Here is a 15,667-nt window from a genome sequence, read left to right as displayed (position 1 = left end):
ATACGCTAGATACTTGTTGCAAAGATTCGCGATACTGCAGCAACCCCGGCGACATTGTCGTCATTGTGTAGTGCTTGCGGGTTGCTGTAGAGAGCACGCAAGCAGACTCGTGTTATTGGGTTGTTTCGTCCTACTCTAACGCGCCAGGTTCACATTCATTGCGGAGCGTGCACACCAATACCGCTCTGGCGACTGCTAAAACGCAGACAATAGAACGTATTACCGCAGGCTATAGCGGTTTTGCGGGAAGTTTTCCACAGGTGTACGCCTTCAGCGAACACTTTCAAAAACCGCCCCCGTTGACCAGCCCAGCAGCACACCTCCCGGCGGCAAAGTTGATAGTGATTCGCTCACTTTTTGCACTCCGGGATTGGTTTGGAAGGTAGTATCCAGCGGCCTTGTGCGATTGCGGCGTGGTGTGCAGCAGTCGCAGCCGAACTGTTAGCGACATCCAGCTGTTCTCTTAAAGGGGGGAGATAACGCAGCCGCCTGCCCGTAGCTCAGCAGCTGAGCTATGGCAGGCGGCAACATGTGATGTGAACCGGTAACTGCTACGCACTGCTTCCGCTATCGACTACAACGCGGATCACAGCACGTGGCGCTAGGGCTTGCCTATATCAGGCTTCTTCCGCACTTGCTGGAATCTGCTTTTCTGGTTTCACCATCGGGAACAGCACCGTTTCCCGAATACCTAACCCGGTCAGCGCCATCAGCAGCCGGTCAATACCCATACCACAGCCAGCGGTCGGCGGCATGCCTTGTTCCATTGCGGTGAGGAAGTCCTCATCCAACACCATGGCCTCATCGTCACCATTGGCGGCAAGGCGTGCCTGATCGACAAAACGTTCCCGCTGAATCACCGGATCAACCAGCTCCGAATAGCCGGTGGCAAGCTCGAAACCGCGCACATAGAGATCCCATTTTTCGGTCACCCCTGGCTTGTCGCGGTGCTGACGGGTCAGCGGCGAGGTTTCCACTGGGAAGTCCCGCACAAAGATCGGCCCTTCGAGTTGATCTTCACACAGCAGCTCCCAGATTTCTTCCACAAGTTTGCCATGACCCCAGCCGCCCTTGGCTGGGACGTCAAGACCGACCACCTTCGCAATTGCCTGGAGTTCTTCCACTGTGGAGTCGACAGTCACTTCCGGCTGGCCAGGGAATTTCCGCTGCAGTGCCTCGTTGAGCGACGGATACATTTCAATGGTTTTCCAGGTTTCCCCACCCAAATCGTAGGTGCTGCCGTCTGCCAAAGTGACTGTGGTGGAGCCGAAAACTTCCATAGCGACTGCTTGAATCAGGTTTTTGATGGTTTCTGCACCATCGTCATAGGTGCCCCACGCCTGATAGGTTTCCAGCATGGCGAACTCGGGGCTGTGGGACGAGTCCACACCTTCATTGCGGAAGTTTCGATTGACTTCAAATACCCGATCAATACCGCCGACTACGCAACGCTTGAGATATAGCTCTGGGGCAATCCGCAGATACAGGTCAATATCTAAGGCGTTGGAGTGGGTTTCAAAGGGGCGTGCAGCCGCACCGCCGTGCAGGGTTTGCAGCATCGGCGTTTCCACTTCGACGAACCCTTCACCTTCCAGGTGATGGCGAAGGGCACGCATCACTTTAATGCGGGTCATCGCATTGTCGCGTGCCTGCTTGCGCATGATGAGATCAGTGTAGCGGTGGCGAATACGGGTGTCTTCGCTCATGTCTTTGTGTGCGACCGGCAGTGGACGAAGCGATTTCGCGGCCATCTGCCAGGAGGTTGCCATCACTGACAGTTCGCCGCGTTTCGAGGAAATAATCCGTCCCGTGACGGCAACAAAGTCACCCAGGTCAACATCACTCTTCCACAGGGCGAGGGCTTCTTCGCCAACTTCCCGCAGCGACAGCATGGCCTGCAGCTGGGTGCCGTCGCCGTCTTGCAAGGTGGCGAAGGCAAGTTTGCCGGTGTTACGAATAAACATGACACGGCCAGCAACACTGACAACATCATCTGTTTCTTCGCCGATTTGCAAAATGCGGGAATCAGCTGGTGCGGCGGCTGCGTCGTCGTCTTCCCGGTTGACGTGATACTTCCGGCGTACCTCCGCTAATGAGGCGGTGCGTTCCACCGACACCGGATAAGGGTCGATGCCGGCTTCTAACAGGCGGGCACGTTTCGCTTTACGGATCCGGATCTGTTCCGGGGCGTCGTCTGTTAACTGGTCTGGGGAGGTTTGGTTGGTATCAGTCACGTGCAAAAGACTACCTATCTGCTGGGGAAAAACGAAAGATTCTCTCCTTCTGCGGGCGCATCCGGGTGGACGGGCTTGCCTGCTGCCACGGATCTTGGGGATGCGGTGGCGGATGGTTGCGGAGTCGTGGCGTTGCTGGTGACCACCGACAGGCTCCCCCTTCTGGCCTACCCCGTGATGGGCACTATCGTGGATCCATACATTGCCGTATCTGCCGGTAGATGCCAATACCAGTGCGCGACAAGTAGCTTATTGGCTCATGAATATGCGCGTGTCCAAAGCCCCTGCCGGGGAAACATTCGTGGCAGCTGATTACTTCCCGGATGCGGCCAGTTCCCGGGGTTGGCAGTTGGCCGGATGGTTGCTGAGTGCGGTGAGCATAGTGGCGTTGCTGACCGCATCGGTGGCCACCGCCCGGCAGCCGTTTACTGACTGGCCGGCGTTTGCTTCTGTGGCTGAAAAACTGCTGGCCTACTATTCCTATTTCACTATCTGGTCGACCGTGCTGTGCATCATCTGTGGGCTGGTCTTGCTTGCCCGCGGGGTGGGGGCGGCGGTGCTGCGCATCAATGCGGTGACCATGATTGTGGTTACCGGGATTATCTACAATTTTGTGCTCACCCACGATCCGTATACGTCGGTGTTTCAGGTGACTTCGCCATTTATGCACACAGTGTTGCCGCTGGCGATACCGCTGGTGTGGCTGGGCACTATTCCACTCCGGCGGCAACCCGATGTGACGTGGCGAACGGTTGTATTGTCGCTGATAGTGCCGGTGGTGTGGACGGTGTGGATGTTTTATCGGGGTGCCGCAACCGGCGGGTTTTATCCCTATTCGATTGTGGATGTCACCACATTGGGTTATGCGACGGTGATACGCAATGTGGTGGGTGTCTACGGATTGTTTTTTGGATTGGCTGGGCTGCTAGCCCTGGTGGAGCGGCTTATTTTACGGATCGTGTCCGTGCAGTGATCACCCCGGTGCGATGATTCCAGACGCAGGTGGGATGGTGATTGTTTCGGGTTTTTCACACCTGGTTTCGGTGCTAGGGGGTGGCGGATCCGGAAGAGTCTGGTGGATGCTGCCGGTTGTTGTGTGCCCAAAGTTCCACATCCACCACATGGTCGATGCTGGCTCGGCGGGCCACCAGGTCGGTGAACAGTTCTGCTTCGGGATAGCCCTGGATTGACCGGTAGGCTTCGTCGACCAGGGCGGGGGTTTGCCCGATGGGGGTGGGCAGGACAGGGTCGGTGGCGCTGGCGGCGATCACAGCTTCGGCGAGCTGCGGGGCGAGGGCTCGAATCAGGGCGGCTGCCTGGTCGCGGGTGCCGAGTGCCCGGGACATGATCGCGAGACTGTCGCGGATGACGGTGGCTTGATGGTCGACGGCGTGGATAAATCCGGCAGCAAACAGTGGCCGGCTGGTCTCCGGGAGGTGGATGACTTGGCCGGTGAGTTGTTCGACGAGTGCTTCGGCTACCGCGGTACCGGGCAGGTCGTCGGCGGTGACTGCCCAGGAGCAGTTGGCGATAGCTGTCCAATCCCTAGCAATGTCACCGGCGAGTACGACGAGCGGGGTGAGTGCAAAGGTGATGATGCCCCGGTTGTGAAGCGGTGTGAGAATCCGCGTTCCAGTGTTAATGGCGGTGTGGGCAACAATGTGGGGTGGGGTATCTGCGGCGAGCAGCTGTTCGACGAGTACTGGCAGATGGGTGGATTGGACAGCCAACACCACACAGGGGCATCGCAGCGTGTGTTCGAGAGGATCACCCAGGTCAGGGGCGGCTGGGGTGGTGCGGCGTTTGCTCCAAACGTCGACAGTGCCGGCAGCACCTTGCAGTCGACTGTGGGCGATGACATTGTGGCCGACGCGGCGAAGCGCATCGGCCAGTATTTCCCCGAGGTCGGTGTCGCTGACGATGCCGATGGTGAGCGTGGGGGCGTCACTCATGTGGTTGTTGGGCTTCCTTGTGGCGGGCGAGCAGTTCGGCGACGGTGAGTTTACCGTCGGCTGTGTGCCGGCGGCGGCCGCCGGAGGTTTGTTCCTGTTCCACTGGTTTGCGGCGGCGTCCCCCGGTGGTGTCGGTGGGAGGTTCTGGTTTGCGGCGGTGGTGACGGGGTGCACCGGCGGCAGCCAACACCGGGGAGGTGCCGGTGGTGTCACTGCGACGATGGTGACCGCTGGTCTGTCCAATAGGTGGGGTGTCGCCAGTGTCGGGGTCGCTCTCTGCGCTGTCGGCGGCGCGTTGTTTCGCCAAGTTGCGGGCAAATTTTTGTTCTGCTTCCCGGGCGGCGGCAAGTTTGGCTTCGCGCTCTGCCTTCGCAGCTTGGGCGGCGGCACGCTCGGCGGCAAGTTTCGCTTCCCGTTCAGCGTTTGCTTTCGCAACTGCTGCTTCCCGCTCTTTTCGCGCTTGTTCCTCAGCGGCAAGTTGTTTCGCCCGCGCCGCAGCCGCCCGCTGTTTCGCAGCAGCTTCCTCCTCAGCGCGGCGCCGCGCCAACTCGGCTTCCCGCGCCAGTTTCGCCTCTTCCGCAGCCTGCCGTTCGGCGGCAAGTTTCGCTTCCCGTTCAGCGTTTGCTTTCGCAACTGCGGCTTCCCGCTCTTTTCGTGCCTGTTCCTCAGCGGCAAGTTGTTTCGCCCGCGCCGCAGCCGCCCGCTGTTTCGCAGTAGCTTCTTCCTCAGCGCGGCGCCGCGCCAACTCGGCTTCCCGCGCCAGTTTCGCCTCTTCCGCGGCCTGCCGTTCGGCGGCAAGTTTCGCGGCACGCTGTGCTGCGGCGGCTGCTTTTTCAGCTGCTGCCGCCTTCACTGCCGCTTCAGTATCGGCGGCGCTATCTTTCGCTGCGGCGATCGCCTCCGGGGAGAGCGCTGCAAAACTGCTAGTGGTTTCCGCCGACTTGGCATCTTCGCCGCGTTCTTTACTGTCCGGGATGTTGTCCTGCAGCGGAACCTGTGGCGCCTCGTCGGAAATAATTTCGGCTTCTGTCAGCTCGTCGCGGCGTCTGGCCTCTACTTGCACAGTGTGCTGCTGATAATCCCACACCCCACCGGTGAGCTGCTCCAGCACCTGCCGCATCGCCTCCAATTCGGCCGCAATGTCCCCCAGCGCCGTTTCCCGGGCGTCCCGAACCGCGTCGGCATAGGACTGCTCCATGAGGAGTTCCTGTTCCCTGTGCAGCTCTTGTTCCCGGGCGAGTGCCTCCGCATGTTGGGATGCCTGAAGTTGGGCGCGGCGACGCTCATCTGCCCAGCCCCGTCGATAGCGGGAAACAAGAAACACCCCCAGAAACGCTGCCCACAACGCTGCCAACGCAGCAATCTTCATCACCGCAGTGTTGTTAGTGAACAACATGGCGATGCTGGCACCCAGTGCCAGGATCACCAACACGGTGAGCACGATATGCCCCCGATCGCCGTCATCAAACGGCACGGTATCAACAGCATCGATCTCGCCTGCAGGCCCGTGGTCAGTCATGGCCTCTAATCTATCGCACTTTGCACCGAAACTTGGCACACACCAACCACAACACTGTGCCATACCTCACAGCAATGGGGGTGTGGCAGTGCAGGGGCGTGTCGAAACACCACCAGAGGCTTACTGGGCTGCCTCGGCGCTCGGCGGCGGTGGTGCCTCACAAGCAGACTCTAAATAAAAACCCGCCACCATACAGCATCCCCCCGCCAGCAACGACGCCACACTGCCGGGAAGATCCTCGGCGGCAGCAACCAGCGTTGACACATGTAGCAGCAAATAACCCGTCAACCCTAAATACACTGCCCCAACAATCGCCCCCGTATAGATCGCACCCCGCCCAACCGCCAACCAGGCGGCAATTGCTGACGGACCAAACTGGCTTCGATCAAACCCGATCCGCCCCTGGTCGACAGCTGCCCGAATCTGTTTCCCCATCACTGCACACACAATCGCCAACAGCCACAGAAACACGCTCGCCAGCCACGAAGTTGGCAACAGATCACCATAAAAACGGCGCACCACAATAAACGACGCCAACGCCACAAACACCACCAGTGCTGCGACCTGGGCACGAGATGTTTTCTTCACCGCTGCACACTCCTTGCCTGCAAAACCACACCGGGAAACCATCCACCATCATCGTCAGTAGCACGCCTGGCAGGTAGCCGTAGGCACCAAGTAACCCGCTGACATTGACGCCGCCACTGGCTGTGGCTGCTTTGATTCCTTTCGAGTGGAACAATCGTTGCGTATGCACCACCACGGTAGTCGCCCAACACCATCTGTGACAGCACAATGCTGCTACAACCCCGCAACACTCCGCTGCCTACCGGCCCCACGGAAAGAAACACATCCCGGGCGGCAATCCCAAGTTGCAACAATCCACCGCCAGCCCCAACCAGCAGCGGGACACCACAGCAACCGAAGTTATCCGAAACTATCAACCGCCCGCAGCTGACCTAAATCAGCCGGTGACAAATCCCGTACATATTCCGCCACACTCATCCCCCGCAATACGGCATTCGGCTCCGCCTCAAGCCACGGCACCAGCACAAACGCCCGCTCATGGGCGTAAGGATGCGGCAACGTCAACGCCGGATCAACACTGACAATCTCTTGGCCTTGCGGATGCGGCACACCTGTAAACGGATATTCGTCATCGGCACGCTGCGCGGACATTGCCGCCATATCCGCATCCTTAGCCACCACACATTGCACAATGTCAACATCTAACGTGCGCGGCCCCCACCGCACCTCCCGGGTACGCCGAGCCTGCGCCTCTAACGCCTGCCCTCGACGCAGCAACTCATCCGGGGTGGAGGTCGTTTCAATCACCAAGGTGGCATTTAAAAACTCGTCCTGATCCACCCCGCCCCACGGCGGGGTTGCCCAAATCGACGATGCATGCAACAACTCGGGGCGGAAATGTTCCCACACAGTGTGCAACAACTGTCGCCGGTCGTCTTTATTCGAACCAATCGACAACACAGCCCGCAGCTTCGCCATAACCTTCCCTCACCCTTACACCAATCAGTGACACCACCAACAACACGCAACAGTGCAACCTATCTTGCCGGGTGCAGTAGGGCTACAGCAATTTACGGCAGCAGCAAACACCACAACCTGCGGCCCCAATTCCCGGTTTGTCCACCACAACACGCAGGCAGCTGGCCACAACAACAGTGCGGCGACACCACCGCACACCACCAGCAACCGCCCGACCGGCAACCAGATTAGGCCACTGTGGTAGCACCACCCATACGTTTGCGGGATCTGCGGGCAACCACGGCAACATCAGCAAACGGCTTCCCAATCGGCGCCTGTGGTTTATGCACCGTCACCTCCGCGGCATGCAACACCGGGAATCGTTCCATGATCGTTTCCACAATCACTGTTGCCAACGTCTCGATCAAATCCCGGGGAGGACCTGCCACAATCACTTCCTCGGCGATCGTCGCAAGATCCACATAGCTCACTGTCCCGCGAAGATCATCACTGCCGGCTGCTGGCCTGAAATCTAGCCACACCACCGCATCAACCACAAATGGCTGCGGAGTGGTTTTCTCCTCCGGCAACACCCCGTGACATGCAGTGAACTCAACACCGGTCAACACAATACGATCAGCCATACCTCGTTACCCCTTATCACCATTCCAGTTGATGCAACCCGACAACCTGCCGGCACACGCCGTCTCGTTTTCACCCCGTGCAGCTTCCATCATGCCAACCACAGTGAACAACTATTGGCACACGAATAGGTCTCACCCCTGCACCAGCCGGTATCGATCAACCACGGTCGGCACCTGGTTTAAGCTCCACGGGGCAACATTGCGACACAGCACTGCATCACACAGCACCGCATCACAGCGCATCTTCACCTAATCTTGCCCCAAGCACGTGCCACAGCCAGAGCTTGCACGGTTTCTTGTACCGCATGCACCCGCACCATGCTTGCCCCGGCAGTTGCCGCCAATACCGACACCGCTGCCGTCGCCACATCCGTATCGGCTGGGATCACCGGCGGTGTCTCGGCACCGCTAGGTCTGGTTTCGGCAACAACAGCCTGCAAAAATCGCTTCCGCGAAGCACCTACCAGGACGGGATAACCTTCGTCGACCAGATGCCTAAGACCCTGCAGCAGCGCCCAGTTGTCGGCAGGTGTTTTCGCAAACCCAATCCCCGGATCCACACTGATCAGCCCCGGATCAACCCCGGCATCCTCGGCGCGACGTACCAATGCCCGCAGCGTAGTACGCACCTCGTCGACCACAGTCGCCGCATCATGATGAGCCCCGGCCGCATCCCCAAACACTGGGGTCTTCCAATGCATCAAACACACTGGAACACCAGCATCAGCCATAACCTGCAACATTGCCGGATCGCTTTGCCCACCAGAGACATCGTTAATCAGTGCAGCACCGCTAGCCACCGCAGCCTTCGCCACCGAGGCACGCATCGTATCGACGCTACACACAATCCCTTGGCTGCTCAGCGCCTGAATAACTGGCACCACCCGCTGCTCTTCTTCCGCGGCAGCCACACGAGTCGCCCCCGGCCGGGTGGATTCCCCGCCCACATCAATAATGTCCGCACCTGCTGCAGCAAGCGCCAACCCGTGTGCCACCGCCTGCTCATGATGCAAATACTGGCCACCATCAGAAAAGGAATCAGCAGTCACATTCACAATGCCCATCACCAAAGGCCGCGACTGGTGCGGACGAAACGAAGCAAAATATGCTGCTAAATCTGTGACTCGTCCAGCGCGGATATTGCCCACTGATTTCCCCATCACCAACTCCTCAATTTCTCCCCGAACTTGGGTGCTGCACAACCTGCGGCACCCCGCCGATAAGTGCGCTCACCAACGACGACATTTCCAACAACAACAAACCCCGGCAATAACCACTGCACAGTCATCCCGGGAGGCTATAGGAGCCCTGCGCTTTGCTCAAACGTGTGATGTTGCCGCGAACAAGCTAGCGGTCACGGCGGCTGATCAGCGACAATGCTTCCGCCCGCGAAGCAGCATTGGTTTTAAACCCGCCCCGCACCGCCGAAGTGATTGTTTTCGCACCAGGTTTCCGAATACCCCGCATCGCCATGCAGAGATGCTCACATTCCACCACCACAATCACAGCCTGCGGATTGAGTTTGTCAACCAGCGCATCAGCGATCTGACTGGTCAACCGTTCCTGCACCTGTGGCCGTTTCGCATACAGGTCAGCGAGCCGGGCAAGTTTCGAAAGACCAGTAACTGTCCCCTCCTCGGAGGGGATATAGCCGATGTGGGCATGGCCGAAAAACGGCACCAAATGATGCTCACAAGTCGAATAGATGGGGATATCACGCACCAAGACAAGTTCCTGATGATCTTCATCGAAGGTTTTTTCTAACTGGGCTGCCGGATCAACATGCATTCCGGCAAAGATCTCTGCATAGGCTTTCGCCACCCGCCGGGGTGTTTCCCGCAGCCCTTCCCGATCAGGGTCTTCACCAACCGCTAGCAGCAGTTCCCGGATTGCTCGTTCGGCGCGGGGAAGGTCAATTCCGCTTACCTCGTGTGACTGCTGGTCGGTCATAACAGTGCGTTGATCCTTTCCCAAAAAATCCTGTGAAGCATGCCACCTGTGCTGCACAGGTGACACTGCAAGTAACACGGCGCAGCTTCGCTTCGCACCAACCAGGTGCCACCTGGGGTGACCCTAAGTGGCTAGCGGCACCGCTGCTGTGGAGGCGTGTCTGCCTGCATGTTCAATATAGCTGGTTGCCACCAGTGATCTGTGCAGCACACCAGTAAACCAGCGCTGCTGCTTGCCGCAGGCCAAGGGTGTCCAGGTATGTTCCCCCAATCCGGTGTTGCAAGCGGCCAATCCAGCTGCTTGCAACACGGCGCATTAGTGGAGGTGTGCACGACCCGCACCGCAAAACGCGGGGCGCGTCGTATCCCCCTGAGGTGTACACCACTACAGACTTCCACCTGGTGTTTTCCCCGGTTCGGGAAGTATTTCATCTCCTGCGAAGGATCCACGACCTGGCTACGACAGCAACCATCCATGCCACAACACACCCGCTGAGACGCCAACCACCCCACGGCACACAGCAACCGAAACGCTGCGTGCACCGCGGGGTGGGGTGATATGCAGTTCATGCAAGTATTGTCTTCGCCGTGGATATCTCGCTAATACACCAGCACTGAAACCGGAATTAGTGACACAATCACCTGCGGCCTAGCGATCCTTCTCGGAGGGTTCTTCCGGTTCTGGCCAAGAGGGTTCTCCCGGTGCCGCCGGAGTGGAATTGTTGGCTGCCGGATCGGCGAAGGGATCTGCCGTGTTGCTGGCATCCACAGGTGCCGCATGTCCACCGGCAGTATCTGTTGCTTGCGCACCGCCAGCTGACACACCACGCGGCGTATCACCAGTATCCGTATCCGGGCCAGCATGCCGTGCAGGCTGGTGATCCTGCGGACTATCGGTGAAGTTGTCCGGCTGGGAATCCGCAGTGGTGTCACCAGCAGCTGACTGTGCTTCAGCTAAATCATCAAACTGGCTGCGGTAGCGGGTAGCCCCCCAGCCGTCAGCTTCAGCATGATCGGGACGCTCATTATCAGGGAGACGGAATCCGATGAGCGGTTCATCCGCAGCAGGCGCCGCTGCCGACGATGCTTGCCCTGCAGCAGGAGACGAAGCCGTCGATGTGCCATCGGCCGGATAGGCGCCAACACCAGGATGTTCCGGTTGCGGCACAGCAGGTGTGGCTGGCGTCTGCCGATCTGGGGTGTCGTGCTGTGCCGGTGTCCCAGACAGTGTCGGCACCTCCCAATTCGCCGGTGGTGGCGTGCCACCATAGGAGACTGCCGCACCGGATCCACTCATCCCACCGTGGCCACTTCCGGTAGCCGTGTTGCGTTGCGCTGCTTCACGACGTGCCCGGGCAGCTTTCGAAGCTTCCAAAATGGAGAATCGTTTCGGCGGCTCGGTGCCTTGTTCCTTCGCGATCTCATTCGGGGTTTTCACCGGGTTTCGATCAGGCTGCTTGCCGAATTGGGCGTTCTCATTGGGGAACACTTCCAGGCGTGGCCGCGGGGTGAGACCGTCAAAGAGCGCCTCCAAATCGGGGCGGCGCAGCGTTTCTTTTTCCAACAGTTTGGCTGCCAACCGGTCAAGATAGTCCCGGTTTTCCCGCAGAATCGCATATGCCTCTTCATGAGCCAAGTGCAACACATACTGCACCTGTTCATCGATGGTTGCAGCAGTTGCTGGGGAATATTCCAAACTTCCGCCGCCGCCTTGGCCGCTAAACGGATCGCCGTCTTCCACCCCGAACTTCACTGCACCAACCACCGGCGACATGCCATATTCGCACACCATGGCACGGGCAATCTTAGTGGCATGTTCAATATCGCTAGAGGCACCAGTGGTCGGCTGACCGAAAACGACCTCTTCCGCGGCACGACCACCCATAGCGAATACCAGGCGAGCGAAAAGTTCATTGCGGGTGTACATGCCTTTATCGTCATCACCAGCAGTCATCGCATGGCCGCCGGTTTTCCCGCGAGCCAAAATCGTCACCTTGTGCACCCGGTCAATGTCTTGCATTGCCCACGCAGCCAAAGTGTGGCCACCTTCATGATATGCGGTGATTTTCTTTTCCTGCTCGGAGATAATCATCGAGGATCGACGCGGCCCGCCAACAACCCGGTCGGTGGCTTCTTCTAACGCGTCGGCGGTAATAATGTTGCCGCCGACTCGGGCAGTCAGCAGCGCCGCCTCGTTGAGGACGTTTGCCAAATCAGCACCAGACATACCAGCGGTTCGTTTCGCGAGCGCGGAAAGATCCACATCGGGGGCAAGCGGCTTGCCTTTAGCGTGGACTTGCAGGATTTGTTCACGTCCTGCCAAATCCGGGTTGGTCACCGGAATTTGCCGGTCGAAACGCCCTGGCCGCAGCAGCGCCGGATCCAAAATATCGGGCCGGTTGGTGGCTGCCATCAAAATGACACCTTCCCGATCACCGAACCCATCCATCTCGACGAGAAGCTGGTTGAGGGTTTGCTCCCGTTCGTCATGGCCACCGCCCATACCGGAGCCACGTTGGCGACCGACTGCATCAATCTCGTCGACGAAAATAATGCAAGGGCTGTTTTCTTTCGCTTGTTTAAACAGATCACGGACGCGGGAAGCACCCACACCGACGAACATTTCCACAAAGTCCGACCCGGAGATCGAATAAAACGGCACACCTGCTTCGCCGGCAACAGCCCGCGCCAACAGGGTTTTACCGGTACCGGGCGGCCCGTAGAGCAGCACACCACGCGGGATTTTCGCCCCTAGCTGCTCATAGCGGGAAGGATCCTCGAGAAAGTCTTTGATTTCGTGCAGTTCATCGACGGCTTCTTCCGCACCGGCGACATCGGCAAAGGTGTTTGTCGGCATGTCTTTGGTGAGTTCTTTCGCCCGTGATGCGCCGAACCCAAACATGCCCATACTCGAGCCCTGCATCCGGGAAAACACAAACATGATCAGGGCAAAAAACAGCAGCATCGGCAGCAGCAACGTGATCATCGAACCGATAAACGACTCTTTGGTCACCTTGGTGGTGTAGCTCTCCGCGTCACTGGCCTTGACCAGGTCAAACACCTGATCGGTGGCACGTGCCGGATATTGGGTGGTGATTTTTTCTACACCCTCGACTTTTTCCACCGAAATAGGATGTTTTAACTCCAGCAGCAGCTGCTGCTCCCGGTCGTCAATGCGTGCTTTTTTCACATTGTTGTCGGTGAGCTGCGATACCGCCTGAGAGGTATCAACTTTTACGAAGCCGCGGGAATCGTCGGTAAACACCGTCACCATGTACAACACGATGAGGATGGTGGCCGCCAGCAGCCCGAAGCGCAGGATTTTTTTATTCGCCATAACTGTCTATCAACGTTTCACTGTGGTAACCGGTTCCCGAGGGCATATCCCCACACCCCTGGCATGGGGGTTGTTGATGGGTGACCCATCCCGGTGGCAGCGCACCGTGTGCACGGTGGCCGTCCCCTACCCTATCGGATGGTGATGGTTTGACCTTATCGGGTGAACCGCTGCCCCACCCGTTTGCCGTAGACCCCACAAATCGGCACAACATTTTCGGTAAACCCACAAGAGCTCAGATGTTCTTTCGCCAATCCGCAGGCGTTAGCCCTTGGGGCAGCAGCATCATAGAGGAAAAACCTGGCCACGGATTGCCACCTATCCGCGGACCGGTTGCTGGATCCGCAAGGCTGCCGCCGGGAACATATCGACGCTCCTGGGCATTAGTAGCTGGCAGAGCAGCTAAACAGCTGTGATGCCGGCGGTGCCGCTGCGCAGGTGAGACAAGAGTGTGCGGGGTGCACAGCAAGCCACCTCCTACCGTGCACGGCAAATACAGTCAGCCAGTGACTGTGACTGCGACTGTGTGCACGATAAGAGGTGGTGTAGCGCGACAGCGTTGCTGCGCAGGGTGCTGCTGTTTTGAGCTGGGTGGATTGCCGTCTAGCTGTAGACGCTTGGCCGCAGCACCCCGATAAATGGCAAATCGCGATAGCGTTCGGCATAGTCCAGCCCGTAGCCGACGACGAACTCGTTCGGCAGATCGAATCCCAGGTCGAGAAGATCAATCTTGGCTTTGACAGCTTCTGGTTTGCGCAGCAGCGCCACCACGTTGAGGGAGGCAGGATTCCGGTTGCTGAGGTTTTTCAGCAGCCACGACAGGGTCAGCCCGGAGTCGATGATGTCTTCGACGATGATGACGTGGCGGCCGGTGATATCCCGGTCGAGGTCTTTTAAGATCCGCACAATCCCGGAGGAGGATGCTTGATTGCCGTAGGAAGAAACGGCCATAAACTCCAGCTGGGATGGGATTGAAAGTGCCCGGGCGAAGTCGGTGATGAAAAATACCGCGCCTTTGAGTACACCGATGAGAATAATGTCTTGTTCACTGTCGGCGTATTGTGCGCTGATGTTGTCAGCCATCTGCTGAATACGCTGTTTGAGCTGTTCTTCGGTGACCAGCATACTGGCGACATCGTCACCGTAGGCGTGGGCAGGGATCGGGGCATTGTCATTGGCAGTCATGTGGCGCCTTTGGTTGTTGCTCGACGGATGTAGCAAGTCAAATAGTATGCAACTGGTGGTGTGCCCGCTACTGTGACCGACCCGGGTGTGGGGTGGGCGGGGTGGCTGGAGGGGCGTCAACAGGTTGGATGACCAGCGTTGACGCTGTGCGGGCTACCTGCAATCGTACCCCGTCGGGGCGGGTACCGATGGCGACCGGGCCTTGTCCTTTCCAGTTGTTTACCTGCGCCAGGATTGCGTTGAGTGCAGCAGTGTTCACTCGGGGCTGGGTGGGACGCAGCCACAGGCGCACCATGCGTTCTTGCAGAACTTTGTGTTCGGCACCGATTGCGGTGGTCAGGGTGGTGGCGGTGGGCTGATAGTTTGCGAGCCGTTCAACGGTAAGTTCGTGCAGAAAGTCTTGTTCACGGGCTTGCTGATCGGCATAGTCGGCTAGTGGTGCAATGACGTCGCCGCCATGGATTTCAGCCAGCATCGGCAAAACGGTGTTGCGCATGGCGACGCGTCGATAGTGGGGGTCGTCATTCATGGGATCGTGAAAGACGAATTGGTCTATTCCTAGTTCGCGGGCGGCCGCCAGCAGGGTGGGCCGATCGATGCGCAACAGGGGTCGGACAATGGCAAGTTCCCCAATTGCGGTGTGGCTGTGCATGGTTTGGGGCTCGGCGCGCAGCATTTTCAACAGCACATTTTCGGCCATATCGTTGGCGGTGTGCGCAAGCATGATCATGCCGGTGGCGGTGGGTTGGGTGACGGTGGTGGCGACAATAGCAAGTTCGGTGGGGCGATGCCCGGGTGGTGCGGTGACGACGGTGCGCTGCCCTGGCCGGTATTCGATAGTGCTGGTGAGATAGCGAAACGCTGCATATCTCGCTTCCCGGGCGGCCGCTTCTAGCCCGTTGCTGCTGGTGGTGTCAACGGTGACGGTGGCAACAGTGGTGGTGCATCCGAGTTGGGTAGCGATGTGGGCTGCCTGCCCGCTGAAGTGTTCGTGGCCTGGCTGTATCTGGTGATCGATAATGATTGCATGCACTGGGTGGCCGAGGGTGCGCAGCGCCACAACAAGCAGCAGCGAGTCAATACCCCCGGAGAAGCCAACATTGATCGGTTGCTGCCGGTGCTCAGCCGGGCTGGGGACGGTGTTGAGCAGGTGGGCAACTGCGTTGCGGACGCGGAGAAATTGGCGGCTGGGCTCCGGCGGGTAGAGCCGCGCAGGGGTGCAGCGAATCCGCCCAAAATAGGAGGGTTCTGCCGGCGGGGTGGCGGGGGTTGGAAGAGGTAGCGGTTGTGGGTGGCGGCTCATAGGTGGGGTGCGCAACGATCGTATGGGGGCTCAGTGGGAAAAGTGTTGCAGGAGTAGTT

The 15,667-nt window shown here is 58.7% G+C and carries 13 protein-coding genes; 1 reads left to right on the top strand and 12 read right to left on the bottom strand.

The window, feature by feature from the left end; translation table 11 throughout:
* Nucleotides 1-617: 617 nt before the first annotated feature.
* Nucleotides 618-2,234, bottom strand: coding sequence for a lysine--tRNA ligase (gene lysS / locus CCHOA_RS01500; protein ID WP_123926039.1), 1,617 nt, complete (start codon nucleotides 2,232-2,234; stop codon nucleotides 618-620).
* A 259-nt stretch (nucleotides 2,235-2,493) separates the two neighbouring features.
* Between lysS and CCHOA_RS01495 the strand changes: the two genes are divergently transcribed.
* Nucleotides 2,494-3,207 carry a Pr6Pr family membrane protein gene (locus CCHOA_RS01495; RefSeq protein ID WP_123926037.1) on the top strand — a complete coding sequence of 238 codons (714 nt, stop codon included), beginning with the start codon at nucleotides 2,494-2,496 and terminating at the stop codon, nucleotides 3,205-3,207.
* 73 nt (nucleotides 3,208-3,280) lie between these two features.
* Here CCHOA_RS01495 and CCHOA_RS01490 read toward each other — a convergent pair whose 3' ends face one another.
* From CCHOA_RS01490 to CCHOA_RS01445, 11 genes are all read right to left on the bottom strand, one after another.
* Nucleotides 3,281-4,186: a DUF2520 domain-containing protein gene (locus tag CCHOA_RS01490; RefSeq protein WP_123926035.1), complete on the bottom strand. Its 906-nt coding sequence runs from the start codon at nucleotides 4,184-4,186 to the stop codon at nucleotides 3,281-3,283.
* Nucleotides 4,179-5,705: a DUF6779 domain-containing protein gene (locus tag CCHOA_RS01485; RefSeq protein WP_123926033.1), complete on the bottom strand. Its 1,527-nt coding sequence runs from the start codon at nucleotides 5,703-5,705 to the stop codon at nucleotides 4,179-4,181. Before CCHOA_RS01485 ends, CCHOA_RS01490 begins: the two co-directional genes overlap by 8 nt.
* Nucleotides 5,706-5,825: 120 nt before the next feature.
* Nucleotides 5,826-6,293 carry a DUF3180 domain-containing protein gene (locus CCHOA_RS01480; RefSeq protein WP_164472342.1) on the bottom strand — a complete coding sequence of 156 codons (468 nt, stop codon included), beginning with the start codon at nucleotides 6,291-6,293 and terminating at the stop codon, nucleotides 5,826-5,828.
* A gap of 339 nt (nucleotides 6,294-6,632) precedes the next feature.
* Nucleotides 6,633-7,202 carry a 2-amino-4-hydroxy-6-hydroxymethyldihydropteridine diphosphokinase gene (gene folK, locus CCHOA_RS01475; protein ID WP_123930611.1) on the bottom strand — a complete coding sequence of 190 codons (570 nt, stop codon included), beginning with the start codon at nucleotides 7,200-7,202 and terminating at the stop codon, nucleotides 6,633-6,635.
* A 236-nt stretch (nucleotides 7,203-7,438) separates the two neighbouring features.
* Nucleotides 7,439-7,834, bottom strand: a complete 396-nt coding sequence (folB, locus tag CCHOA_RS01470; RefSeq protein ID WP_123926029.1) for a dihydroneopterin aldolase — start codon at nucleotides 7,832-7,834, stop codon at nucleotides 7,439-7,441.
* A gap of 245 nt (nucleotides 7,835-8,079) precedes the next feature.
* The gene (gene folP / locus CCHOA_RS01465; protein ID WP_245992214.1) at nucleotides 8,080-8,898 is read right to left on the bottom strand and encodes a dihydropteroate synthase; all 819 of its coding nucleotides are present in this window, start codon (nucleotides 8,896-8,898) and stop codon (nucleotides 8,080-8,082) included.
* Between the two features lie 283 nt (nucleotides 8,899-9,181).
* On the bottom strand, nucleotides 9,182-9,784 hold the full coding sequence (gene folE, locus CCHOA_RS01460; protein WP_123926025.1) for a GTP cyclohydrolase I FolE: 603 nt from the start codon (nucleotides 9,782-9,784) through the stop codon (nucleotides 9,182-9,184).
* Between the two features lie 648 nt (nucleotides 9,785-10,432).
* Nucleotides 10,433-13,120 (bottom strand): ATP-dependent zinc metalloprotease FtsH, encoded by a 2,688-nt coding sequence (ftsH, locus tag CCHOA_RS01455; protein WP_123926023.1) that lies wholly within the window; start codon nucleotides 13,118-13,120, stop codon nucleotides 10,433-10,435.
* A 155-nt stretch (nucleotides 13,121-13,275) separates the two neighbouring features.
* Entirely contained in the window at nucleotides 13,276-13,428 is a 153-nt protein-coding gene (locus tag CCHOA_RS10595; RefSeq protein ID WP_164472341.1) for a hypothetical protein, read from the bottom strand.
* Between the two features lie 295 nt (nucleotides 13,429-13,723).
* Nucleotides 13,724-14,305, bottom strand: a complete 582-nt coding sequence (gene hpt, locus CCHOA_RS01450) for a hypoxanthine phosphoribosyltransferase (protein WP_123926021.1) — start codon at nucleotides 14,303-14,305, stop codon at nucleotides 13,724-13,726.
* 67 nt (nucleotides 14,306-14,372) lie between these two features.
* Nucleotides 14,373-15,608, bottom strand: a complete 1,236-nt coding sequence (locus CCHOA_RS01445) for a PP-loop family protein (RefSeq protein WP_123926019.1) — start codon at nucleotides 15,606-15,608, stop codon at nucleotides 14,373-14,375.
* Nucleotides 15,609-15,667: the final 59 nt, after the last annotated feature.

It is taken from the genome of Corynebacterium choanae (genome assembly GCF_003813965.1).
Taxonomy (GTDB): domain Bacteria; phylum Actinomycetota; class Actinomycetes; order Mycobacteriales; family Mycobacteriaceae; genus Corynebacterium; species Corynebacterium choanae.
The sequence above is the reverse complement of the archived record's forward strand: the minus strand, read 5'-3'. Positions and strand labels throughout refer to the sequence as shown.